Origin of the sequence: Bradyrhizobium sp. CB3481, assembly GCF_029714305.1 — a bacterium.
Lineage (GTDB): Bacteria > Pseudomonadota > Alphaproteobacteria > Rhizobiales > Xanthobacteraceae > Bradyrhizobium.
On sequence record NZ_CP121647.1, the window covers coordinates 5,465,208 to 5,488,272 of the forward strand.

Annotated in this window: 17 protein-coding genes and 3 pseudogenes; 5 read left to right on the forward strand and 15 right to left on the reverse strand. The window is 56.5% G+C overall.

From position 1 onward, the window contains the following. Window positions 1-99: 99 nt before the first annotated feature. The 7 genes from QA643_RS26645 to QA643_RS26675 all read right to left on the reverse strand — a co-directional run bounded on the left by QA643_RS26645 (window position 100) and on the right by QA643_RS26675 (window position 6,565). On the reverse strand, window positions 100-327 hold the full coding sequence (locus QA643_RS26645; RefSeq protein WP_283028734.1) for a hypothetical protein: 228 nt from the start codon (window positions 325-327) through the stop codon (window positions 100-102). Between the two features lie 263 nt (window positions 328-590). Then, window positions 591-1,916, reverse strand: a complete 1,326-nt coding sequence (locus QA643_RS26650; RefSeq protein ID WP_283028735.1) for an MFS transporter — start codon at window positions 1,914-1,916, stop codon at window positions 591-593. A 1,268-nt stretch (window positions 1,917-3,184) separates the two neighbouring features. Beyond that, on the reverse strand, window positions 3,185-3,502 hold the full coding sequence (locus tag QA643_RS26655; protein ID WP_283028736.1) for a hypothetical protein: 318 nt from the start codon (window positions 3,500-3,502) through the stop codon (window positions 3,185-3,187). A 276-nt stretch (window positions 3,503-3,778) separates the two neighbouring features. Then, the gene (locus QA643_RS26660; protein ID WP_283028737.1) at window positions 3,779-4,654 is read right to left on the reverse strand and encodes a DUF2726 domain-containing protein; all 876 of its coding nucleotides are present in this window, start codon (window positions 4,652-4,654) and stop codon (window positions 3,779-3,781) included. 9 nt (window positions 4,655-4,663) lie between these two features. Continuing rightward, window positions 4,664-5,599, reverse strand: coding sequence for a hypothetical protein (locus tag QA643_RS26665; protein ID WP_283028738.1), 936 nt, complete (start codon window positions 5,597-5,599; stop codon window positions 4,664-4,666). A gap of 8 nt (window positions 5,600-5,607) precedes the next feature. Next, complete coding sequence (locus QA643_RS26670; RefSeq protein WP_283028739.1) at window positions 5,608-5,985, reverse strand: hypothetical protein; 378 nt, start codon at window positions 5,983-5,985, stop codon at window positions 5,608-5,610. Further along, on the reverse strand, window positions 5,978-6,565 hold the full coding sequence (locus QA643_RS26675; RefSeq protein ID WP_283028740.1) for a transcriptional regulator: 588 nt from the start codon (window positions 6,563-6,565) through the stop codon (window positions 5,978-5,980). The genes QA643_RS26670 and QA643_RS26675 overlap by 8 nt, the downstream gene beginning before the upstream one ends. 244 nt (window positions 6,566-6,809) lie before the next feature. Between QA643_RS26675 and QA643_RS26685 the strand changes: the two are divergent. Next, a pseudogene (locus QA643_RS26685) lies at window positions 6,810-9,760 on the forward strand (TrlF family AAA-like ATPase). A 4-nt stretch (window positions 9,761-9,764) separates the two neighbouring features. Next, entirely contained in the window at window positions 9,765-10,775 is a 1,011-nt protein-coding gene (locus QA643_RS26690) for a hypothetical protein (protein ID WP_283028742.1), read from the forward strand. A 639-nt stretch (window positions 10,776-11,414) separates the two neighbouring features. Here QA643_RS26690 and QA643_RS26695 read toward each other — a convergent pair. Beyond that, a pseudogene (locus QA643_RS26695) lies at window positions 11,415-11,683 on the reverse strand (SOS response-associated peptidase); the annotation flags it as partial. Window positions 11,684-11,760: 77 nt separating this feature from the next. Here QA643_RS26695 and QA643_RS26700 point away from each other — a divergent pair. Beyond that, window positions 11,761-12,796, forward strand: a pseudogene (locus QA643_RS26700) (IS110 family transposase). A gap of 722 nt (window positions 12,797-13,518) precedes the next feature. On the opposite strand, the gene QA643_RS26705 reads toward QA643_RS26700, so the two are convergent. From QA643_RS26705 to QA643_RS26725, 5 genes are all read right to left on the reverse strand, one after another. Then, a complete protein-coding gene (locus QA643_RS26705) occupies window positions 13,519-14,001 on the reverse strand; it encodes a hypothetical protein (RefSeq protein WP_283028743.1) in 483 nt (160 codons plus the stop codon). Window positions 14,002-14,028: 27 nt separating this feature from the next. Next, window positions 14,029-14,968 (reverse strand): IS630 family transposase gene (locus QA643_RS26710; RefSeq protein ID WP_283028744.1). Its coding sequence is split into 2 segments (ribosomal slippage): window positions 14,029-14,623 and window positions 14,622-14,968, totalling 942 coding nucleotides; the frame shifts between segments, so codons are not numbered across the junction. Window positions 14,969-15,002: 34 nt separating this feature from the next. Continuing rightward, on the reverse strand, window positions 15,003-15,635 hold the full coding sequence (locus tag QA643_RS26715) for a macro domain-containing protein (RefSeq protein ID WP_283028746.1): 633 nt from the start codon (window positions 15,633-15,635) through the stop codon (window positions 15,003-15,005). 3 nt (window positions 15,636-15,638) lie between these two features. Next, window positions 15,639-15,746 (reverse strand): hypothetical protein, encoded by a 108-nt coding sequence (locus tag QA643_RS26720; protein WP_283034940.1) that lies wholly within the window; start codon window positions 15,744-15,746, stop codon window positions 15,639-15,641. A 22-nt stretch (window positions 15,747-15,768) separates the two neighbouring features. After that, complete coding sequence (locus QA643_RS26725) at window positions 15,769-16,275, reverse strand: DUF4433 domain-containing protein (protein WP_283028747.1); 507 nt, start codon at window positions 16,273-16,275, stop codon at window positions 15,769-15,771. A gap of 1,856 nt (window positions 16,276-18,131) precedes the next feature. On the opposite strand from QA643_RS26725, the gene nodU reads away from it, so the two are divergent. Together nodU and QA643_RS26735 are read left to right on the forward strand one after the other, a co-directional pair. Continuing rightward, the gene (nodU, locus tag QA643_RS26730) at window positions 18,132-19,802 is read left to right on the forward strand and encodes a nodulation protein NodU (protein WP_283028748.1); all 1,671 of its coding nucleotides are present in this window, start codon (window positions 18,132-18,134) and stop codon (window positions 19,800-19,802) included. Between the two features lie 40 nt (window positions 19,803-19,842). Further along, window positions 19,843-20,001: a hypothetical protein gene (locus tag QA643_RS26735; RefSeq protein WP_283028749.1), complete on the forward strand. Its 159-nt coding sequence runs from the start codon at window positions 19,843-19,845 to the stop codon at window positions 19,999-20,001. Between the two features lie 247 nt (window positions 20,002-20,248). Here QA643_RS26735 and QA643_RS26740 read toward each other — a convergent pair whose 3' ends face one another. Then, window positions 20,249-22,531: a molybdopterin cofactor-binding domain-containing protein gene (locus tag QA643_RS26740; RefSeq protein WP_283028750.1), complete on the reverse strand. Its 2,283-nt coding sequence runs from the start codon at window positions 22,529-22,531 to the stop codon at window positions 20,249-20,251. Next, a complete protein-coding gene (locus tag QA643_RS26745) occupies window positions 22,528-23,019 on the reverse strand; it encodes a (2Fe-2S)-binding protein (RefSeq protein ID WP_283028751.1) in 492 nt (163 codons plus the stop codon). Before QA643_RS26745 ends, QA643_RS26740 begins: the two co-directional genes overlap by 4 nt. Window positions 23,020-23,065: the final 46 nt, after the last annotated feature.

Below are 23,065 nucleotides of genomic sequence, written 5' to 3' on the forward strand. Positions count from 1 at the left end.
CACCTGGATTTCGAGCACCCGCCGCATCTAAGCGTTGGCGACCGCCTCGATCTGAGAGTCGCCCAGCTGGGCCAATTCCCAGTAAAGCAGGCTTGTCGCTTAAAGCGAGTCGATGCTGCTCTCGGCGGCCCCAACACCACTGGCCTCTTCGGCATCAGTGCCCAATGGGATCGGTCCCATGCGCAGATCAAACATTTCCTGCAGCGACCTTGCCGCCGTGAGTGCAACTTCACGTGAGGTTTCATTTCCGAGGAGGACGCTTCCGAGCGCGGCACGCTGATAGAAGCCGAAGCCCTTGAAGGCTGTCCAGTGTTGGCGCGGCAGCATCCGGCACAGGGCGGTATCCGCGTTCGCGATTGGGAGCCGCCCTGGATCAGCGAGATACGTGAGTCAAAGCTCACCGACGAACGCCCTCCTGTCCAATCACCATCAGGGATGGACGTCCATTCTCCGTCCACAATGCGAGTCTGCGCAATCCGCGCCAGCATACTCTCGTGCGCGGAGAGGTAGTCGCTTCTCGGCAAGGTTTGCCTCCTAAAATTCCTCCGCCCGCCTTGGCGCGGCGCGCGGAGTAGGCAGTCAGACGGGGTTCAGTTGCCGATGTAGACGCGGCCGCGCTTCTTGGCGATTTGATAGACCACTACGCTCAGCAGCGCTATCAATGATCCGTAGATGGGGAATATCCAGGTCATGTGCTCGCGTTGCAGCCACACCATGAGATACGGTGAAGTCCCGCCAAACAACGAGACGCCCAATGCATAGCCGAGGGCTACCCCGGTGGTTCGCACCGCACGCGGCATCAGCGTGGTGGCGACGAAGTTGTAGAGGCCCATGTTGAAGCCTACGATAGCTCCTCCGAACACCATGACGATGAAGAAAGTGGAGATGCTCTTCTCCGAATAGACCAATGTAAGGAAGAAGCACGGGATGAGCAGCAGGCGCAGCAGCGTGAACGCGCGCGAGGGTCGCACCTTGTCCGCGAAGGCGCCGACGTAGGGGGCGGCAACCATCCAGCTCAGCCCCATCAGCGTCAGGATTCCGAACACCCAGGTGCTGTTCTCCTTGAATACCGTGTTGGCCATGTTGGGCAGACCCGCAATCCATGCGTAGTTAGCGATCTGCACCGATCCGATGACCAGAATGACGGCGAGCAACGAGAGCCGGACGCTCCATAGCGTTTTCCATACGCCGCTGGTAGTTTTCTGAATGCGCGACAACTCATCTTGGCGATGCATCGCGCGATTGACCAAAGTTTCCGGCATCGCCTTCCGCAGATAGATGATAAACAAACCGAGCACGCCACCAAACGCGATGGGTATACGCCACGCCCACTCGCGCATCACCTCAGGCGCCACCGAGGCACTCACCAGAAAGGCGACCATGCTGGCCCCGATCGCACCCAGCTGAATGAACGTACCGCCGATCAGGCCAAGGTAGCGCCCTTCGTTGCCCGGTGGTGCCAGTTCGATCCCGATGGCATTCGCGACACCCGACTCGGCGCCAAGGGAAAGTCCTTGAATGATTCGAATAAGAAGCAGCGCCACAGCTGCCGTGACGCCGATATGGTTATAGGTCGGCAAGATGGAGATCAGCAGTGAGGACAGCGCCATCGCGGTCACCGAGATCATCATTACCCGCTTATGGCTGATGCGATCTGCGACTGGACCAAGCAACGCAGCCCCGAGCGGCCGCGCGAGGAAGCCTGCTCCAAACACTGCTAGCGCGGCAAGCAGAGATGTGATGGGGTCACTGGAAGGAAAGAAGTGCGGCGACAGAAACGCGGCCATCACGCCGTAAATGTTCCAGTCATACGCTTCCAGGGCTACGCCTCCGCCGAGACCGGCCGTCATTCTCCTGGTGACAACCAGCTTCTCTGGCCGAATCGCTGCGGCAGTGGGTTGAGTAATATCGTGCATGTGTCCGGCTCCGCTAAGCTGTGAAAATCGGCTACGAATATCGATCGACGGAAAATTGAGGACCGGATCGCGTCTGGCACAGTCAATAAAGTAAGCGGCACTTCGCCAAATTGGCCATTGACGATCCTATGCGGAAGGTCCAAGGCTCCTACCGTTTCGTCTTAGCTTTGACGGCTTTGGCGAATTCCAGCGCTGCAAGCTGATAGTGATTGTCCGGAGCCAGCGTGTGACCGAGCTTCATGATGATTTTGTCGATCGATTGCGCATGAGCAGAGCCCGCAAATGCGAAGGATGCAGGTCGATAACGATCTAACAAAATTGTGCAAGGTGCTGCTCACGGCGTCTTCCCCTAGCATTTCTATAACCCGACGGTTGACCCCGGTTAGGGAGAAGTATGGCGATCTGCCATTTTCCGCGTTAGGACGCCTTTCCATATTTCTTGTACTTTTACACGAGATGTACTTGGAAGCGGGACCACAGAATCGAGCAATATGACGTTGCGCTGCACAAATATCTCGGCGTGTCACGAGCCGCATCAAACGGCATGACTTCGCGCAACACCGTCTGCTAATTGCCATGCTTCGTCAGGCACAGTTGGACAAGACTGCCCACGAATCCAACCGCTCGGATGGGTTGAGAGAGCGAAAAGGCATTCGAATTCGCAAGATTGCAGCCATCCAAAACTCACAAGGGCCATGCTGGCAAATGAAGCCGACACTGGGCGTCCAAATCTATACTCTCGCAGAAGGAGTATGTAGTGGGTTTGAAGCCAAAAACTCTCCGAAACCGCTTCCACCGCGTGCCATCACTCCATAAAAATTATATTTCTCTGCGGATATTTTGTCCCTTGGATCAAGGCAGGATTGGAACGGTTTTCCTTGATTCGACGGCGGTGTTCATTCCTCGAAGCCATCCCGCATGAAAATCCGCAGCCTCCAGTGGCATTACCTTTTTGTCGTCCCTAAATTGGCGCTCACCTATCAGCGGCTTAAATTCTCCAGGCGCAGTGCGTACGAACTCCGCCCAGGCGGCTATCACCTCACGAACCTGGTCAAATCTGATCGGGATCCTCCGACGACGGCAGGCCGTTCGGCCAAGCCCCTGCCCCGGACCTCGCAGCATGGCCTGATAGGCCTGTCGGTTTTCAACCTTCTCGGATTAGTGCCGCACCATGGATCGGCAGCTTCATAAAGCGCGATTCAATTGCGGCCGTCGCGCTCTCCAGGAGTATCATCAATTCCTGCATGCGAACCTGAATGTAATACTGGTCAAAGTCTATTGGATGGGCGGCAGCATGCGAACGCTTCATCAATGATGTACTCGGGGATGCTCTCAAACTTATGCGGGTTGAGCTGCATCACGTACTCATTCTCGATGTGGTACGACTCGTTGATAAACTTGCGGATCACGTCATCGTCGTGTTCGATGTTGAAAATCCGGAACAGCTGGATTTTCTCGTAGCGACGTCCGTGGCCGCGAGTTGACGAAAAGGAGCGCCGCAAGCATTGGCACGATCTGGCTTCGGCCGCCAAAGCCTTCAGCACGGCAAGCCAGGCGTTCGAACTTGACCGGGTGCTACGGACCATCCAGCGGCTGCCTCCATACGTTGAGAACCGCTATTCTCCAGAGCAGCCCGATCGCATGGCGGTGGGGAACATTGTCATGGGTACACAGTACATCGCGGGAGAGGCGGCGCGGCAGATCGGGGAACTCTCTATTCGATCAGCTTTGAACCCACCCGCGCCGCGCGTCTATCCGATTTGGTGGACCTGCTAACCGCCGTTCCCACGATAACGGCGGTGTCCATTCGACGGACCATCGGAACGACCGGGCTAGCTCATCTTCCATCCATTAGCAAAATCTCAATGTGCCTCGAATGGGAATGCACCCATAGAGTAAGACGGGTGCGCATTGTAGCGCTCGCAAAATCGCTCGAAGATCGGTCGAAATTCTTCGACGGTGGATGCCCTGACCGCCCCTCGCCGAAACCGCCAAGAGCATCCCGAGTTCGCACGTATTGATCTCGTCCAATAGATCGTAATCTGGAAATTCCAGGTCTTGCTTTCGAATGCCGCTGGTCGTCCAAAGGATGTGATTGCCGAAGTAAAGACACGAAAGTCTGCGCGCCGCACCGTTCTTGTCCTGTCCCAGCACGCCATTGAGGCCCATTGGGATTCGGCGATCAAGCGTATCGAAGAACTTATGGAAGGATTGGTTTGCGGCGGCACCAAGCCAATAGGGAAAGCGCCGCCGGAGCCTGCGGGCTCGAGAAATGCGGGGTCAAAGGATTCGTCCCATGCAATTGGCCCTTCCTCCTGCGCGGCATTGAAGGCCTTCTCGAGCTTAGTGACTTCGATGATCCAGCGCAGGACGGTCATGCCTCGATAGATCTTCGTGACATAATTATCGTTGATCCGAAGCAATCCTAATCCGGCCCGTCGGCACAATTCATTCTTGATCTCATCCCGCTCAATCTGCTCGGCGCTCGATTGATGAAGTGGCCCGTCATACTCGACCGCCAGCAGCGGTCTGGTTTCGTCGTCCGCAACGACAAAATCGCAATGGCTCCGGGTATAGAAATCAAATTCGCGGTTTGTCAGATGCGTTCCGCCCTTCTGGATGAGGTCGGATAGGCGGAATTTGGTGAATACCCGCAGGGCATTGTCAGACGCGATCTTCTGCAATTCATGTAGAACGGCTTCTTCAGAGCCGTTGACGATTGAATCGACAACCTTCATGGAGATCCATCATAAGATGTTTCGTTCCTGGGCAAAGCTCGCAACAGTTTGTATCACGCTATCGAGCCACGCGAATCGATGATATTCAAGGATACGAAATTCGCGAGCTGTAAACGCGTTAATTAGCTTTGGCGCCTCGTTTCGATAGAAGATATAATCGCGCGAATAAATTTGGGTCACGTCGTTCACAATATTAACCTCGGCGGCAGTGAGGCCGAGGGTACAGATTGGCGGGTTGGTCCAGTACCTGTTGGAAGCGAAGGCAAGCACTGCCAAAGTCGGCGTGAGCGGCACGAGACAGCGATACTGCAATTCAGTGGTATAGCCCGCCAGGGTGTTCAGATAGCCTTCGCCCATGATGAATTCGCGCTCGCCCGAGCGGAGGAGAACTATCTTACCGCCGCGCTCTAGGCACTGCACGATTTGCTGATAATGTTGATTGATATTCAAGGCGATGAGCGTGTCGTCGTGCTTTCCGACCTGCTCGCCGGTCCGCCCCCAAATTCGTTCGGTCGTGAGATGTAGCTGGCTTCGATTTGCAGGACAGCGGACCAGCAAGGAAGCCAGTCCTTCGCCGAGCATCTTGCGATCATCGCAGCTTATGTCATGCGATGTAATCCGCTTGTCGATCGCGGCATTGTCTTTGACATCGGCGTACGATAGGCGCTCCAATTTCGCAGCGAGCGATGGCAAGGCGCTGTCGGCATCATCAAAGAGCGGCTCGATCGTTCCTGCCCACGGACCATTTAGCTTGACGTGGTGACCGTTGGTAATCGCACCGAATTGCTTTGGCGGTGCCCGCAGCGTCTTACCTTCCCACGAGATGCGCGTGACCTTACCTTCCTTGTCCTTCCAGAGTTCGGAAAGACCTCGGGGCCACCAGTGATGAAGCGCGGTCTTGAGGGGCTTACCGTCGATACCGACGGTTTTGGTCCGACCGACCATTGCAGGTCCTAGCCTTTCAGGTTTCGCGCCGTTTCCGCGTGAGGCATCAGGAAAGTCGCAAGCGTCTCGACGACGCCATTTAGAGGACCGGGATCGATCGCGACGTCCTGGATAAAGGCAGTCCATTGTTGGATCTTAGTCGGATCGTTCGCGAACGCTTCGCTGAGAGCATCTGGCTGCTCAGTCGGAATCTGAGTCTTCCTGCGGTCAAATGTAGCGCGTATTGCGCGCGCGAGCCGGTCATCTTTGAATTCGTATGTCCGGGAGAGCAATCGCTCAAGCGCATACTGCGTGAGTAGGAGCTCGAACGGCTCGTTGCGCTCCTTCGAGAGATTGAGCAGGCGCGCTCGGACAGAAGCTCCGACATTCTTCAGCGGCTTACGCATTGATGGTCAGCGTCTCAAGCCGCGGCTGAACGATTTTTTCCCAAATGCCAGCCTCGACCGCGTATTTTGCGATTTCTGAAGGCGTCGCCTTGCGCATCCTGAGCGCGTCTTTCATCGCTTGCGTGGCGTGCGCAAGGCCTGTGGATGCGTTGTAGAAGGCTTTTTGGCGCTGACCACTCTTGAAGAGATCAACGATCGTCTTGGCCGATGTATAGATCGGTACCGAGACGCCTTCGATCATGTGACGCTCAATGCCCTTGTCGAATTCCTTCGGGCCGAAGCGCATGATCTGAATGTGGGGCCGTGTAATCTTGGGCCGCCAGTCGCGCGGACCGATCGCCATCCATACATAGGGAGGGATGCGGTCCGTCAGCTCATGAAAGGCGAGCGCGGAGTCGTAACAGATGACGCCCTTTGGAACGAGCTTGGCAGCAACGGCGAGCGAATGGTTAGCTTCCAGTGGCGCGTCAGGTAGCTGGTAAAGGCCGCGACTAAGTTGATTGAGCGCGCCCTTTTGCTCCATCCGCGAAACGGTGGCCGACGTAATTCCTTCTTCGATGAATTCGGAAAGCCGCATCATGCCCCGCTTTTGGAGAAGCGAGATCGCCCTATCCTCCTGGCGTTGCGGTTGCTTTCTCATGGAACTCAAATGATACAAAACATTGCAACTGTCAAGGCAACACGCAAGGATTTGCATCCTAGTCTGAGATAACGCATTGATGTTTTTACAATTTACACAACTCAAGGAGACTTTCAACTGGACCCCAGTCCTCTTGTCAAGCTACAACTTACGGCTGAAATTCATCGAATTTGGGGGAAGCACTTTGAATCGCGGATCCGAATGGCACCGTTGGGAGCCACATATTCATGCGCCGGGTACGGTTCTGGCCGATCAGTATCCCCCCGGGGGCTGGTCGCAATATTTGGACGCGCTTGAAGCAGTTTCACCGGCTTTGTGCGCCATAGGCGTAACCGACTACTGCGTTACCCGATCCTACGAGCGCATCCGGGCAGAAAAAGATAAGGGCCGCCTGAAGAATTGCGAATTGTTATTTCCCAACATCGAGCTTCGGTTGAACACGGGCACCGTGAAGGGAAATTTTGTCAACATCCATCTGTTGGTAAGCCCAGAAGCACCGGATCACCTCGTCGAACTGAATCGGTTTCTTTCCCGTCTTATTTTCCAGGCGTTCGATGATGAATTTGCATGCACGCCGACCGAACTCATGCGTCTTGGGCGCAAAGCAAAACCGAACCTGACCAATGATGAAGCGGCGCTTGCGCACGGCTGCACTCAATTCAAGGTATCGAGGGAAAATCTGATCCGCGCCTACAATGGAATGCCTTGGGCGAAAGAGAATATCCTCATTGCAGTTGCCGGCAACGCGGATGGCACATCAGGTGTGCGCGAAGGAGCCGATACCACCTGCGGCAGGAAATTGAAAAAGCTGCCCACGCGATATTTGCAGGTAGCGCCAAACAGCGCGATTTTTGGCTCGGCCGCGGCGCACTGAACGAAGATCAACTCAGAGATCGATATGACGGTCTCAAACCCTGTTTATGGGGTTGCGATGCGCACGAACTGGCACGCATCGGAAAGCCCGACGAAGATCGCTTTTGCTGGATCAAAGGCGCGCCGACATTTGACGCTTTGCGCCAGACCTGCATTGACCCCGAGAGGGCCTTTGTAGGAGCTGAACCGCCATCGCCGGCTCTTGAGTCCCAAATCATTAACGAGGTTGTCGTTGAGAACGCTTCCTGGATCAGGACGCCAAAAATACCACTCAACCCAGGCCTGATTGCCGTAATCGGTCCACGCGGATCAGGAAAGACAGCCCTGGTCGATATCATTGCCGCCGGCGCCGACGCTTACACGGAATCGGAAGTCAGACCATCCTTCCTTGCGAGGGCCCGTGAGCATCTAGAATTCGAGAGCGTTCTCCTAAAATGGAAGGGCGATACTGCCCTGATTGAGCGCTCGCTGGCCGAGCCCGATGACCAGCCGTCCGATTCCTATCCACGCGCACGTTACTTGTCGCAGCAATTTGTCGAGGATCTCTGCTCGAACGAAGGAATGCCGGAGCTAATCAGGGAAATTGAGCGCGTCATCTTCGAGGCTCATCCCAGTCTCGAACGCGATGGGGCAGCTGATTTTGAAGAGTTTCTCTACATGAGGGGCGGAAATCATCGTGATACCCGCGATCTCGAGACAGCAGCGCTTGCCGAGATTTCGGACCGGATCGGTCAAGAAATGGAAAAAACTCGGCAAGTCGCGGCACTGACCAAACAAATCGACGACAAAAAGACAATAATCGCGCAATACCGATCAGACCGAAAAAAGTTACTTCCCAAAAAGGAAAACAAAGCCGGCGAACGTCTTCAACAACTCATCGAAGCAGCGGAAACTGTGCGAAGCAATATTCGCTACTTTTCGATGGCACAAAATATCGTCACAGCCATCACAACTGAAGTAAAGGATTTACGTCAGAATCGCGCACCCGCAACTTTGCGCGCAATGCAAGAGCGACACCCTCTCCAGGCCATGACTGCCGCCGATTGGCAAAATTTTCTACTCCGCTTTCAAGGCGACGTTGATACCATTTTGGCAGCAAAGGCGAAGGCCGCAATCGACAGCGCAGCCTCATGGAAAGGGAAAGCGCCTCAGGCCGCGATTCAACCCGATGGCGCTTTTCTCGCCGACAATGCCGACCTTAAGAACACATCATTGGCGGTACTGGAAGCCGAGATAGATCGATTGAGCAAACTCGTTGCCGCCGACAAACTTACGGGAGATCGGCTGGCTGCGGTTACGAAGCGCATCAACGAGGAAACTGCCGCGCTGACCAAATTGCAGGAGCGGCTCGTAGATTGCGAGGGAGCGAAAGCGCGAGCTGAAGAACTCGTGAAGGCTCGCGAACAGGGCTACATGCGCGTGTTCGATGCCATCGTGGGCGAGGAAACGGTGCTGCGCGAACTCTATGCGCCCCTAATGGCACGGCTCGCCCTCGCCGGCGGAACCTTGGCAAAACTCTCCTTCAACGTCACAAGAATAGTTGACGTTGACTCGTGGGCAGCAAAGGGAGAGGAGCTTTTCGATAAACGCGGTGGTCCTTTTAAGGGCGTCGGTTCTCTAACCCGCGAGGCTCACGACATGCTTGCCGAAGCATGGGAAACTGGAGACTCGAAGACCATCACCGAAGCGATGAACGCATTCCGCGCAAAGCATGCCTCAGCTTTGCTTGAGAACGCTCCCTATCCTCGCACCGACGCAGCGAACTACCGGCCATGGAGCCGCCGATTTGCACAATGGCTTTATGGCACCGACCACATCTCGATCGAATATGGAATCGAATATGATGGAATCGACATCCAAAAGCTGTCCCCCGGCACGCGTGGTATCGTGCTTGTCTTACTGTACCTCGCCCTGGACGATAGCGATGATAGGCCGCTGATCATTGACCAACCGGAAGAAAACTTGGATCCCCAATCGATCTACGCGGAGCTCGTCCCTCTGTTTCAGGCCGCGAAGCGCAAGCGCCAAGTGATCATGGTCACACACAATGCCAACCTTGTGATCAACACCGATGCCGATCAGATCATCGTCGCCGAGGTAGGTCCATATACCGCCGATGGACTGCCACCGATCACCTATCGGAGCGGCGGGTTGGACGAAACACCAATTCGCAAGCTCGTCTGCGATATCCTTGAGGGTGGTGAAAGAGCCTTTCAAGATCGCGCCAGACGCTTGCGGATTGCACTCGCACGTCGGGATTAAAGCCGTGCCTGCTTGTACAAATGTAGAAACGTGGCGCACCAGCACTCCGGCTGAGGCGGCCGAGTTCCTGAAGGCAAGCAAGTCGCCCGGCAAATGTGCGAGAGAAATACTAGCCGTCCGCACAAAATTGAAGCCGGTTGACGTTTACGCTTATCTTAGAGCCCGTTTTGGGAAGCCGAACGGCTTTCAGAACTTGCTGCGCAAAGACGATAGCGACAATATTGTTCACTGGGATTTCCACCTTAAGGCAGGCAACGAAGACGTATACATTTGCGGACACCTTCGCGAGATTCACTTACTCGTCTCTGAGAAACTATCCGATGAGGAATGGAAAGAGCTCATCAACGCAATTAAATCGGATTTCCGCCGCGTCGCCAAAGAAAAATCTGCAATTCTAAAGAGTTTCGAGAAATACATTCTTTTTCAGAACAAGTACGCCGCAATTGCGAACCTATGCGCTGATCTGCATGCCGACATCGTAGATTGTCCGGCTCCCGTTAAGACGGTCTATCCAGACAATTCGAAGGAAAGCCTGGACGCATCTCGAAAGTCATTTGATGAGCAATCTCGACGGATCGAAAAGCTTTTTGGCGACTGTCTGAAGCTGCGGTTATTGATGCCGGTCTTGGCAGAAGCCTACATCAACATGCTTATTCTCACATTCTGTAGGAGTGCCATTCGGGACGACGAACGCGCATATAACGCTTTTCTGAGAACCACTATTCCAGAGCGTTTGGAATTTCTCAGCGTAAATTGCGATGGATTTGCCAGGGCTGTCGATAAGAGCGTTCCGGGCTATGCGGAGTTCATGACGATCATCAATCGCCGGAATTTCGCATTGCACGGCAATGTTGATCCCGTCCGAGAGCCCATCGAGGTCGTTTATTTTGAGGAGCGGCGGCCACTGTTTGTACAATCTGGCAATAGTGTCGAGCTGCTCTTTGACTATATGGAATCCCAAGCTAATCCGATCACTCTCTTGGCGGAATACGCCCAGTGGTGCAGTGTTATCTAGATGTCGCCCGAAACGAGGTCACACGCTCACATTGACAGCAAGGGAAAAGCCTAACGCATTGCTAACAAGTGGCCGGAATATGTTCTTGGCCCGGAAGATCCACTCGAGTTCCTCAACCCAGGAATGCCATGTTCATTCTTCGGAGCGTGATTGGCCTTGCCCGCCAATGCGCTGTTCCATACTGCGTGGAGTTGCCCCGAGGAAGCGCCGCAGCTTAGATTCCCTCCAATGCAACGGCGCCGCCCCTCCTGATTTGCTCGAAAATTTCCCGAGCTTCTACGGTTGGTGCGAAGCATAAAATTCGATACGTATCCAAGAAGGCCCACCAATCAGATCAAAGGCCTATAGCCGGACCGCGAAGGCCAAAAAAGAGCCGCCAGATTTATCGCCACAGGTACGTGCTGTGTCCGTTCCGATGCCATGCCTGGACGAGGCACAGTTGGACGTTTTTTGTTTTTCGATCTCTCGAGCTCTCAGACGCTGAGCAGCGCCATAGCCCTCTCTCTGGTCGTTAATAGGCACGGGCGCAAGGCCAAGCTGCCCGCCCAGCCACTGCCGAGCGGAGGCGCCCACTCTATAATGCGTCCCGGGAAATGCGGCGGGTGCCGGTGATGGAGCGACCTAACACGAGCACGAGAAGATCATGCATCTGTTCACCGGTTTGAGCCACATGCGCCAGTGCGGCGACGACAAGTTGCGGATGTTCGTGACCGGCGGACCGCCAGTGCGCGGTAGTGGCGGCATTCCCTGCGCATCATCGTCAGCTCGCGCTAGTTGCCGATGTTGCGCACCACGGGCGCAGGATAGTCTGGGAATATGCCGGGCATCCGTGGCAGGTTGCCGACATAGCGGTTGATCACACGGAACAGTGGGCGAATGGCTTCTTGGTTGGTCGTGATCGAATAGATGGGGTGATTGCGGTTGCCGCTCTAAGGGCTCAGCCTGGAAGGGAAGCCGGTGAGCCGGCGGCAGCAGGAGCGCGAATATGAAGCACTATGTTGGTCTGGATGTTTCGCTAAAGGAGACGGCTATCTGTGTTGTGGACGAGAATGGCGTCGTCATTCGCGAGGGCAAAAGCACTTTCTGAGCCGGAGGCCATTGTCGCCTGGCTCAACGAAAGCGGATTGCACATTACTAAGATCGGGATTGAGATTGGTGGTCTCGCTAGTTGGCTATACAGCGAATTACGTGCTGCCGGTCTACATGCAGTCTGCATCGATCCACGAAGACTGCGTGGGGTAACTAAGACAATGCCGGTTAAGACCGATCGAAACGACGCCCGCGCCATTGCACAGGTAATGCGGGTCGGCTGGTACACCGTTGTTCATATCAAGGGTGATGTGAGCCAGGAGCTGCGAATGCTTCTGAACAATCGCAAGACGCTTTTGATCAAGCAGATCGATATCGAGAACGAAATTCGCGGCGTCTTACGCGTTTTCGGATTAAAGCTGTCTGGTCGCATATCTCAAGCGGTGTTTGAGCAGCAAACCAATGAACTCACTGATGGCCATCCACGGCTCGCGGTGATGCTACGCCCAATGCTTGTGGCTCGAGCCGCGCTGCGCGAACAGTACGGCGTCCTACACAGGATGGTACTTGAAATAGTGCGCCGCGAACCGACGTGTCAGCGGCTCATGACGATACCAGGCGTAGGAGCGCTGATGGCAATCACTTTCCTAACGACCATTGATGACCCAGTTCGCTTTCAACGCTCCCGCGACGTTGGCGCGCATCTCGGCCTCACGCCACGCAAATACGCATCCGGGGAAACCGATCGGAATGGAGCTATTTCGAGGTGCGGCGATGTGATGCTCAGGACCATACTTTATCAGGCAGCGCTTGCACTTCTAACCCGCACCCAGCGCTGGTCTGCATTGAAAGCCTGGGGTGTAAGGGTGGCCAAGCGACGCGGTCTTCGCCGCGCAGTCGTGGCGGTCGCGCGAAAATTAGCGATCGTGATGCATCGGATCTGGGCAGATGGAAGCGAGTTCCAATGGACCCGCGAGGAGGCGATCGCCTAATCGACTAGCAATTCAGCGGATCCGCCGAAAAGGCGGCACGACGTCCTGCGAGGACGAGGTCGGGATGACTGCGCCGTAACCTCTGCGCTTTGTAGCACGCGCCTAATAGATAGCAGCTCCCGATCTTCGGACTACCATCCTGAGGCGGCTATAAACGTCGACCTCGTAGACAAGAGCGAGCCTCGCAGGCTGTCGGTAACGAGCTGAACGAACCCTTGTGCCAGCAATCGCAATCAGACAAGAGGGATCTCAGCCGGGCCGATTATTCCAAACTCAACGCCCTCTGGAGATCACGGGCTCGGTGTACGAACCTTGCCGATGATCACCGGGTATTCAAATACGACGCCTCCCCGATCGTATTCTTCTAGCCAAGCATCAGCGACCTCGCACGTCGCAAACACCCTAAGATGATCTGCGTCGCCGACCTGCTTGCATGTATCGACATAAATCCAGACTGTTCTCATTGGCGATCCTCACATTGAAAGCTTGCGCTGGCTCAATGCGGCTTTTGCGTTTCGGGTTGGATTCGCGAACGTTGTGTCGCTTCAATGCCACGTGGATCGGCGTGCCCCAGCGCAATTCCGCCTAGTAATCACCTCTATCATAAGTTTGAATTCTTCGCGACGCGGAAACTTCGGCCCCAAGTCTTCGATGGATGATTGGGGCGACAAATTGGATGACCCCAGTCGTCGAAAAGCACTTCAATCGAGAGAAGGACGCGCTTACTTGGTCGGAGCGGGTATTAACCCGACGTCCGCAAGCGATGACAGTGCAATCTCAATTGTACGATCTTCAAACAGTCTCAGTTTTCGTTCACCCGCCGTCTTTCCCCCGGGCCAACTCGCGAGCCGCTCGCGGATCGCACGCACGTTCGGTTGGACGGCAGTTTCATTGACGAGCCAATCAACTGTCGCAAGAAGCTCCATTCCCAAAGGCGATTCGAATCCATCGATTAGATCGGAGGTCTTCTCAAGCGCGGAACGAAACGCCTTAACATCGGGAGACGTAAGATAAGCGGCAATCTTGTCCTTCTTTGAGTCATCGAAATGGACAACGTCAAAGGGGCCTGCGTCGCCCAAGCGCTTGTCGCAATGCAAGTAGCTTCCATCGAGCCCGTTCAAAAGGTGCTTGAGATTCTCGGAATACGGTCCAAACTTGTTCGCGGCGAACTTGAAGTTCATCTGATTGTCGAGATTCAACTTCACGACAAAGCGCTCTAGAGCGTGATGGCATTAGGTTCGATAGCCTGAATTTTTGAGGTAGTTGGCACATTCTTCTGAAGTGAAGGCGTCGAGTGCGTGGCCGACTGCGGTACAGACGGCCTCGACGGTTCGCGCGGCAGCTTTACGAACCAAGTGCTTTAGCTTGGCAAAGACCTGCTCGATCGGGTTCAGGTCGGGCGAGTATTTTGGCAGGAAGAAGAGTTTGGCGCCGACCGAACGGATGAGCTGGCGAACCGACTTGCTCCTGTGGCTGCCGAGGTTATCCAGGACGACGATGTCGCCGGGCTGAAGGGTCGGCAGGAGAACCTTCTCGATATAGGTGCGGAAGCTCACGCCATCGATCGGCCCCTCGATGAACCATGGCGCATCGATCCGGTCATGGCGCAGGGCCGCCAGGAAGGTCATGGTCTTCCAGCGGCCGTGAGGAACTTTGGCGTGAAGTCGGTGTCCGCGCGGCGCCCATCCCCGCAAGGGGGCCATATCGGTCCTGGTCCAGGTCTCGTCGATGAAGACCAGCCGCTCAGCTTCGACGCGACCTTGATACTTTGCCCACTGGGCTCGCCGCCGCGCCACCTCGGGACGATCGCGTTCGCCAGCCGCCACGCTTTTTTTTGAAGCTGAGCTTCGCGGCATGCACGAAGTCCCACACCGAGTGGTAGTCGACCTTCAGGCCACGACCGGCCAGCTCGGCAACGAGCCCCCGTATAGTGAAATCGCCGTCCTTGATCCGTTGTGACAGCCAGACCGCGTGCTCGCCCGAAATTGCCTTCGGCTTGTAGCCGCCGATCTGGCCAGGCTCAACGCTGCCGGTCTCATCGACCCGCTTCATCCAACCGATGGCTGTGCTGATCGCCACCCCAAACTGCTTGGCGGCCTGATTGCGGGACATCCCGCTCTCAATGGCCGCCACCACGCGCTTGCGAAGATCCAGAGAGTACGGCTTGCCCATCCATGCTGGCCTCCAATCCAGTCAGCATGGTGAATCAGAAACACACTGATTTGGGAATCCCAAATCGATTCAGACTAACCCCATCCCGCTTTAGGAAGTAAGCAAGCTTCTGTATTTCGAGAAGCGTGCAGTCGAATCCTAGGATCGAATATCGCCGAACCAACTCAGCGATGAGCGCGCGGGTCGCGGTTAGCTTCTCCATGACCGTTCTCTTCGCCACATTTTGGTACTTCGCTGTCGGCTCATATACGATCACATCTACATCGTTTAGCTCACCGAGCGCGGCTTCGATCTTCGGTCGGACATCTTTCCAAGCCAATCCACCATTGCCCGCGCCCAAAGGCGGCAGAGCAACTGATTTGATGCCTGTTTCCTTGATGACACGCTTTAGGTCTTCCAAGCCCTGGACGATCCACTCAATTCTTGACGGGAAACGCCAATGAGCTTTCGTGGGGAAGTTCACAATCCATTTGGGTCCGAACATCTCCCGCCGTTCGGTGACAAACATTTTGCCGATCTGAACTTCATCCGACCGACACGCCGCTTCGTACGCGTCGAAGTTTTCGGGGTACGCTTCCTTAAACATCAAAGCGACGCCCTTGCCCATAACGCCCACCGTGTTGACGGTGTTGACGAGAGCCTCGGCGTCTTGTGTAAAGCGGATCATGTATCAAAGGAACCAATTAGGGCGAGCGACTATCTGCAACTTTAGACCTTTCGAATCGCACAACTGCTCAACTTCGGTCTTTACCGCGTCATTGAAGCAAGCGATGCCCATCAGCGCACTCAGCGGCAATTTCTTATGCCAAAGCTTCCGCCTGGTATTTCTCGAACTTGTCCATGTCGTCTTTCTTGAAGTTCTTCTCCTGCAAGACCGACCAAATGATCCAACTTAGGTCACTTAGATCATTCGAGAACTGAGCCAGCTTCAGGTATGCATGTCTGTCAGTGAAGACGAACGGAACACTCTTCTCCTCGAGATAGTGAAGTGACGTAACCAAGATTACCATGTCCTCGATGGGTCTCTTCGGAATACCGTTGTACCCGGTCTTGATGTTGTAAAGCATCGGGCTGAACGGCGTGAAATAGAACGGCACGTAATCGCCAAGGGTTCCACCCGGCCCGCACGGCACCGGGTGCGCCTTGCGCTTTGAGATCAGCTCTTGGTTGCCGATCTCAACGTACTTCGAGTTATTGGCATCGTTCGCGCACATACACCCGCCATCGCTCAAGACCTTCTCGACGTTGCTCTTATGGCAAATACGGAAAATGAACGCTTTCTGCGGGTTTAAAAGTTCCTTGGACATCGGGCGACCATACGCTGATGCCACCGGCCGACGAAAGACGCGCCACCCCCGTATTCACAGCGTCGTCGACGCGCAGCCGTCCTGCGTATTGAGAACAAATTAAGAACAAGTTAAGATTCGGTCAATAGGGAACTCATCTTTGCGCTCAGCTCGGAACGCCCGCTTATTGAAGGCGTGAGCACAACGTTTGAAGCCAATCTGTAACAGTCCGTTCTTCACTCTGCGGACGGTCACAATCAGTATGAGCAATCTCAGCCCAAGGTGCTTGCGCAATCTGCTATCGGACGCGGCGATATTAGATGCGGCTGCCGATCAGGCAAACGCAGCTTGCGGCGGGGACGCGCGCGAAGCCGTGAAGGCGCGGTTGATTGCGAACGAATTCATAGAGCGGGAAATGGAAAGAGCTGGTGTATCGCGGGGTACATTCGCGGCGTGAAGCACGGAAGATACAACACGTATTCAGATACTTATGCCAAATGCTAGACTTCATCCTGGGGCTGTTCGGGCTTGCGCTTCCGGTTAGGTGGACCAGCCGCCTGTATTTGGAAGCCCAACTTCTGGAGAATGGAATCGATATAGCACGCCTTTCGAAGCACTGCGTTCAAGACCTTGCGGCAGCTCAGAAACGAAGCGACTTTGGAGCCGTGGGAAACAATCTGGAAGTCTCGCATTCCGACCGTCATCGATGGTCAGGCGATTATGATTATGCACGCAATTCAGGGCACGAGAGCAGTACGACCATCTGCGGTCTATTATGCGGCGGCACGGGGTTGAGCTAAGCGGTTGCGACACGTTTTTCAGTGAGTGCCCTGCCCCGCCGAGCGCGTGAAGCTCTGCCAGCGGATCACCCGTCTCAGCCGCCGCGCCTGTGATGCCGGAAGCGCGATCCAGCCACACGTCAATGGCTTTGGTTCCAGCGCGGAGTACCGCGGATCGCGCGGGCCCTATACCCTTCTTGACCCACGTGTCGAACGCGTCGTCGGAGCAGCCGCAACAGGCCGCTGCGTCGGTCTTGGTTAGCTCGCGCGGGGCGATCTGGCCGCGACGTAGCATGCTCGGCCAATTGCTCGGAGCGTTCTCGGCCGCTTCAACAAAGGCGCTCCCCAAGTTCGGGCTTAAAGCCGATCTCGAGTGGTCCGCCCTTTCCTTTGCTCACCGTGACAAGATGACGACGGCCATCGTCGAGTGCAGACGCTACCTGGTCTTGAATCTACTCTGCACTCAACTGCCTTCCCCAAACATATCGCGTGACCACCAACTCCATCAGCCGCTTTAGGTCGGCGGGCAACTGTTCGGGTTGATGACAACCGTCCGTTCGAGAAGCGACGGTCAAACCACCCGATGCCAAGCTAACGGCAAAGCAAAGCCACATTCCTTGCCTGCTTGGCCTCTACGCCGCAGCTCTCGATGATCGATGCATGGATGGTCGGCATGTTGCGGCACCTCAACTCCTGACCTGACAAGTCGAATCGACAGCCGAGACAGAAACCAACTCGCGGGCTACCTCGGAGAACGCTTCCCGGTTGGCGGGCGCAAGGCATGCTTCTGTCCGAAAACACACGTGTGTCCGAAAACACACGTACCTATGTTGGGAACCCGCCAAGCTGATTGCGAACGCAAATTTCGGCCGGGAAACGGCAAGGGATTCCTCTGGCCCAAATCATGCACTGCGCTGGGCGAGTTACCTGGGATCGATCTCGTGCTGGGAGACGGGCTTAAAATGTGCGGGACGAAAGCTTGATCGTGCTCGAGCGCGAGAAGTGCCAAGAGGACTCGTTCAACTGCTTACTTGCATGCTTTCAGCGTCCGATTCACTCGATAAGAATCGAATTGCGAGCGTTAGCTATGGAGACACTATGCGCATCTGCGGTATCAAGCTGACGCATGACGGAGCGATCGCTCTTGTCGAGGATGGACGGCTTGTCTTCTGTATCGAGCAGGAAAAGCGGAGCAACAATCCCCGTTATCAGCGCATCGACAATCTCGATGCAGTTGTTGTCGCTTTGGCGGAGCACGGTCTGGCCCCGCGGGATGTCGATCAGTTCGTCATAGACGGCTGGTGGGGGGACGTAGAGTCGCAGTTCCACGTGCTCAGTGGGGCGGCGCCTATCACTCTAAAAGGGGCAACGTATTTCGAACGCCATGCCGAAGGCCTTCTCACTTCGCCCGACGGCGTTGGCCTCATGCTCGACGACACGGTCTTCCCTTATAAAAGTTATCCGCACGTCACAGGCCATGTGGCATCCGCATACTGCACTAGCCCTTTTGCCAAAGCCGGACAACCCGCGTTCTGCCTGGTGTGGGACGGCGGCACCTTTCCACGTCTATATTATGTAGAACGCCGCGCAGCCCGGTTCCTCGGATGCCTGTTCCCGATGATCGGCCAAGTCTATGCTGTCGCGGGCCATCACTTCGGACCGTATAAGCAGGCGAACCGCACCAGCTGGGACCTTGGTGTTGCCGGCAAGCTGATGGCCTACATCGCGCTCGGGTCTGTTGATGAAGAAATCGTCACAGTATTTCAGGAGCTCTATGAAGAGCGCTTTGCGGCCGATACTGAGCTTGTCCATCGTTACAGCGCGAAGTCCTCGCGTGGCGAGGGCTCCCCGCTTGGGCCTGTACATGACTTCTTCGAGGCAAGCGCGCTCCTGTTGAAGGCCAAGGCACCGGAAGATGTGCTAGCATCGTTTCATTGTTTTCTTGAACGTCTGCTCCTCCGCGAAATGGCGACTACTTTGCAGCGGCACTCGTGTTTACCGCCGCGCAATTTGTGTATAGCTGGAGGCTGCGGTCTCAATATCAAATGGAACAGTGCACTACGTGCTAGCGGCCTGTTCGATGGTGTCTGGGTGCCGCCCTTTCCGAATGACAGCGGCTCGGCAATCGGCGCCGCTTGCTCCGCACTAGCGGCGGACAAAGGCTTCGTGCCCTTGGAATGGTCGGTCTATAGTGGTCCAGCCCTGCAACGTCGCGATGTCCCGCCAGAATGGAAGGTCGCGCCGTCTAGTATGCGTGAACTTGCGACCATTCTCGCCAGCGACAAGCCCGTGATTTTCCTTGCCGGCCGCGCCGAGCTTGGACCACGGGCATTGGGTAGCAGAAGCATTCTCGCAGCCGCAACTTCGCCGCGAATGAAGGATTATCTCAACGACATCAAACTTCGCGAACACTTCCGGCCGGTGGCGCCGATATGCCTTGAGGATCGTGCGCCGGATATTTTCAGTCCTGGAACGCCGGACCCATACATGCTTTTCGATCACCAGACACGAGCAGAATGGCGCGACAAAATCCCTGCTGTCGTACATCTCGACCAATCTGCGCGATTGCAGACCGTTTGCAGGACCTCTGAGCACAAGGTCGCCGAACTTCTCGTGGAATATGAAAAGCTCACGGGCATTCCGCTGCTTTGCAATACGAGTGCTAACCTCCATGGACGTGGGTTTTTCCCGGATGCCGCAGCCGCCTGCGAGTGGGGACAGGTTGAGCACGTATGGTGCGATGGCATGCTGTGGACGAAAATGCCGTAAGCGAGCGATCGTAGGCTTAATGTGTCTCAAGCTAAGATGAGTGCATTTCCATGGTAGCCATCTGCTCGCCAGCGTAGTGACGTCATATCACGTCAAGATCCTCGTCGGTTTCGATACTGTTGCGGCGGAAGAGTGCTGCGCCACCAATGGTGAAGGCAGAAAGCACGATTGCATTCTCGTCAACATGGGCACCGCCTGACGACGCAAATTCGCAGTTCGGCGAGCTACTGCGTAACGCGCTTGTGATGGGAATTTTAGATGCGGCCGGCCGAAGCCAGTCTCCTAAGCCGAACTCCCTGTTCACGGGGAAATTTGCGGGGATGCTCGGAATTCCGGACCGAACTAACCCGCCGATTCGGTTGCGCGCTTCAGACAGCGCAATTCACAAAAAATCCGCCGGAGGAGGCCCCGGCGGATCGTCCCTGTTAGGTGCTTGTGACCGGGGCTTACGCCTTCATCGCGCCCTTCACGGCTTCCGCCGTGATCGGCAACGAGCGGATGCGCGCGCCGCAGGCGTTGAAGATGGCGTTGCCGATTGCGGGCGCGATGACGGTCACCGCCGGCTCGCCGACGCCGGTCGGCTTCTCGCCATTGGCGATGACGTTGACGGCGACTTCCGGCGTCTGGCTCATCCGCAGCGGCGTATAGGTATCGAAATTGGTCTGTTCGATACCGCCATCCTTCAGCGTCGCCTTCTCATGCATGGCGAGCGAAAGGCCCCACAGCGCCGCGCCTTCGACTTGGGCGCGGATGTTATCGGGATGCACCTGCATGCCGACGTCGGTGGCCAAGGTCAATTTCTTGACCTTGACCTCACCGGATGGCGACACCGCGACATGGGCCACGCACGCGGTCCAGCTTGCGGTGGCCCGTTCCTGCGACGAGACACAGGCGATGCCCATGCCCTCGCCCTTCGGCAACTTGGTGGTGCCGTAGCCAGCCATGCCCATTGCCGCCAGCAGCGTGTTGCGCAGCCGCTGCGCGCCACCATCGTTCTTGCCCTTGCCGTCGAGCAAGGCGATGCGGTACTGCGCGGGATCCTGGCCGGCCGCATGCGCGAGCTCGTCGATCATGCTTTCGACCGCCCAGAACGTCCAGCCCGGCGCCACCGAGCGCAATGGACCTGATGGCGTCGCGTTGTGCGCCAGCTCGTTCTTGATCGCGCGGACATTGTGATTGGGTACGGAATAGAAGAAGTCCGCACCGTTCACCGTGAACGCATCGAGCGGTCCTTTCTTGTCGACCGAGGACGACAGGAAATCGGGGATTCCCCACCGTGCGGTCGGCCAGGCTGACACCACGTCGTGATTGAGCGCGATCAGCTTGCCGTCGCCATCCAGGCCCGCCTTGACCTTCTGGAAGGTCAGCGGACGCGAATAATCCATGGTCATGTCGTTTTCGCGCGAATAGATCACCTTGACCGGCTTGCCGACGGCCTTCGCCGCCTGCACCGCGGGCACCATCATGTCGGCATCGAGCCGCCGGCCGAAGCCGCCGCCGAGCCACATCTGATGCATCACGACGAATATTGGATCGATCCCGGCCGCGCCCGCTGCGATCGCCCCGGTGCGCGTCGCGAACTGGTTGCCGGAATAGACGTGCAGGATGTCGCCCTTGAACTCGGCGGTCGCGTTCATCGGCTCCAGCGGCGCATGGATGTTGATGCTGGTGGTGTATTCGGCCTCCAGCACCTTGGCCGCGGTCCCGAAGGCCGCCGCCGTGTCGCCGTCCTTGACGAAGAACTGCCCGGAATCGCCCTGCGCCTGCAGCCGCTTGGCTTCGTCGAGCAACGATTGGCTCGACAGCTTGGCGTTCGGGCCGTTGTCATAGGTGATCTTCAGCGCGTCGGCCGCCTTGCGGGCGTTGGCATAGGTATTGGCGATTGCCACCACCCAGCCGGTCGTGCTGCCGGTCTGGTCGTCGAGCGTCAGCGCCTTGATGAAGCCCGGCACTTTCTTTGCCGCGGTATCATCGACCGATTTTACCGTGGCGCCATAGCGCACCGGTGGGGTGACGACCTTGCCGTAGACCATGCCCGGCAGCATGACGTCGATGCCGTATTTGGCCGTGCCGTTGACCTTCGGCGGAATATCGAGCTGCGGCACCGAGACACCGATCATGGCGTACTGGTCGGGCGTCTTCAGCGTGATCGCCTTGAGCTCGTCCGGCGTGAAGGTCTTGGTGATTTTCCCGCTCTTGACGATATCGGCAAACGTAATCGACTTCTTCGACTTCGGATGCGAGACGGTCGAGCCGCGCACCACTAGTTCGCCGGCCGGCACGCCCATGATGCTGCTTGCCGCTTCCGTCAATGCGATCCGCCCCGCGGCGCCCGCGCGGCTCATCGCATCGAAGTTCATCATCGTGCTCCAGCTTCCGCCGGTAATCTGCGCGCCCAGCACGGGGTCGTTGAACTTCGGATCGTTGGAGGCGAGTTGAACCCGCATGTCCTTCCAGTTCGAGCCGAGCTCCTCGGCCACGATCTGCGCCATGGTGGATGCGATGTGCTGGCCCATGTCGGCCTTGCCGCAGGTGACGGTCACGATGCCGTCAGGCGCGATCGAATACCAAACCGATGGCTCGAAATTGGAGGGCGCGGCCAATGCCTGTTCGAGGCCAGGGACCGCGGCATAGCCGAGCACGAGGCCGGTGGCGGCCGAGCCGACCAGGAACGAGCGGCGGCTGAGATCGGTAGATGCGCGTTCGGTGGGGTTCACGTGCTTATTCATGTGGCCCTCCGCTCGGTGCTGGCGTTGGAGGCAGTGCGCATTTCGGATGCGGCGCGCATGATCGCCTTCTGAATGCGCGAATAGGTCATGCAACGGCACAGATTGCCGTCCATATGCGCGATCACTTCGTCCCTGGTCGGATTGGAATTCTTGGAGAGCAGCGCTGCCGCCTGCATGATCTGGCCGGACTGGCAGTAGCCGCATTGCGGCACCTGCTCGGCGATCCACGCCTTCTGCAGCGGATGATCGCCCTTGGCGGAGAGCCCTTCGATAGTTGTGATCTTCTTGCCGACGGCGTCGCTGACCATGGTCTGGCAGGAACGGACGGCTTCACCGTTGACGTGAACCGTGCAGGCGCCGCAGAGACCTGCGCCGCAACCGAACTTCGTACCGGTCATCTGCAATTGCTCGCGGATGACCCAGAGCAGCGGCGTATCGTGTGCCGCATCCACGGAGAGATCTCTGCCGTTGATGTTTAACTTTGCCATTTGCCAAAAACCTCCTTGCGGGACGAATTCGAGGCGATTGAACTGA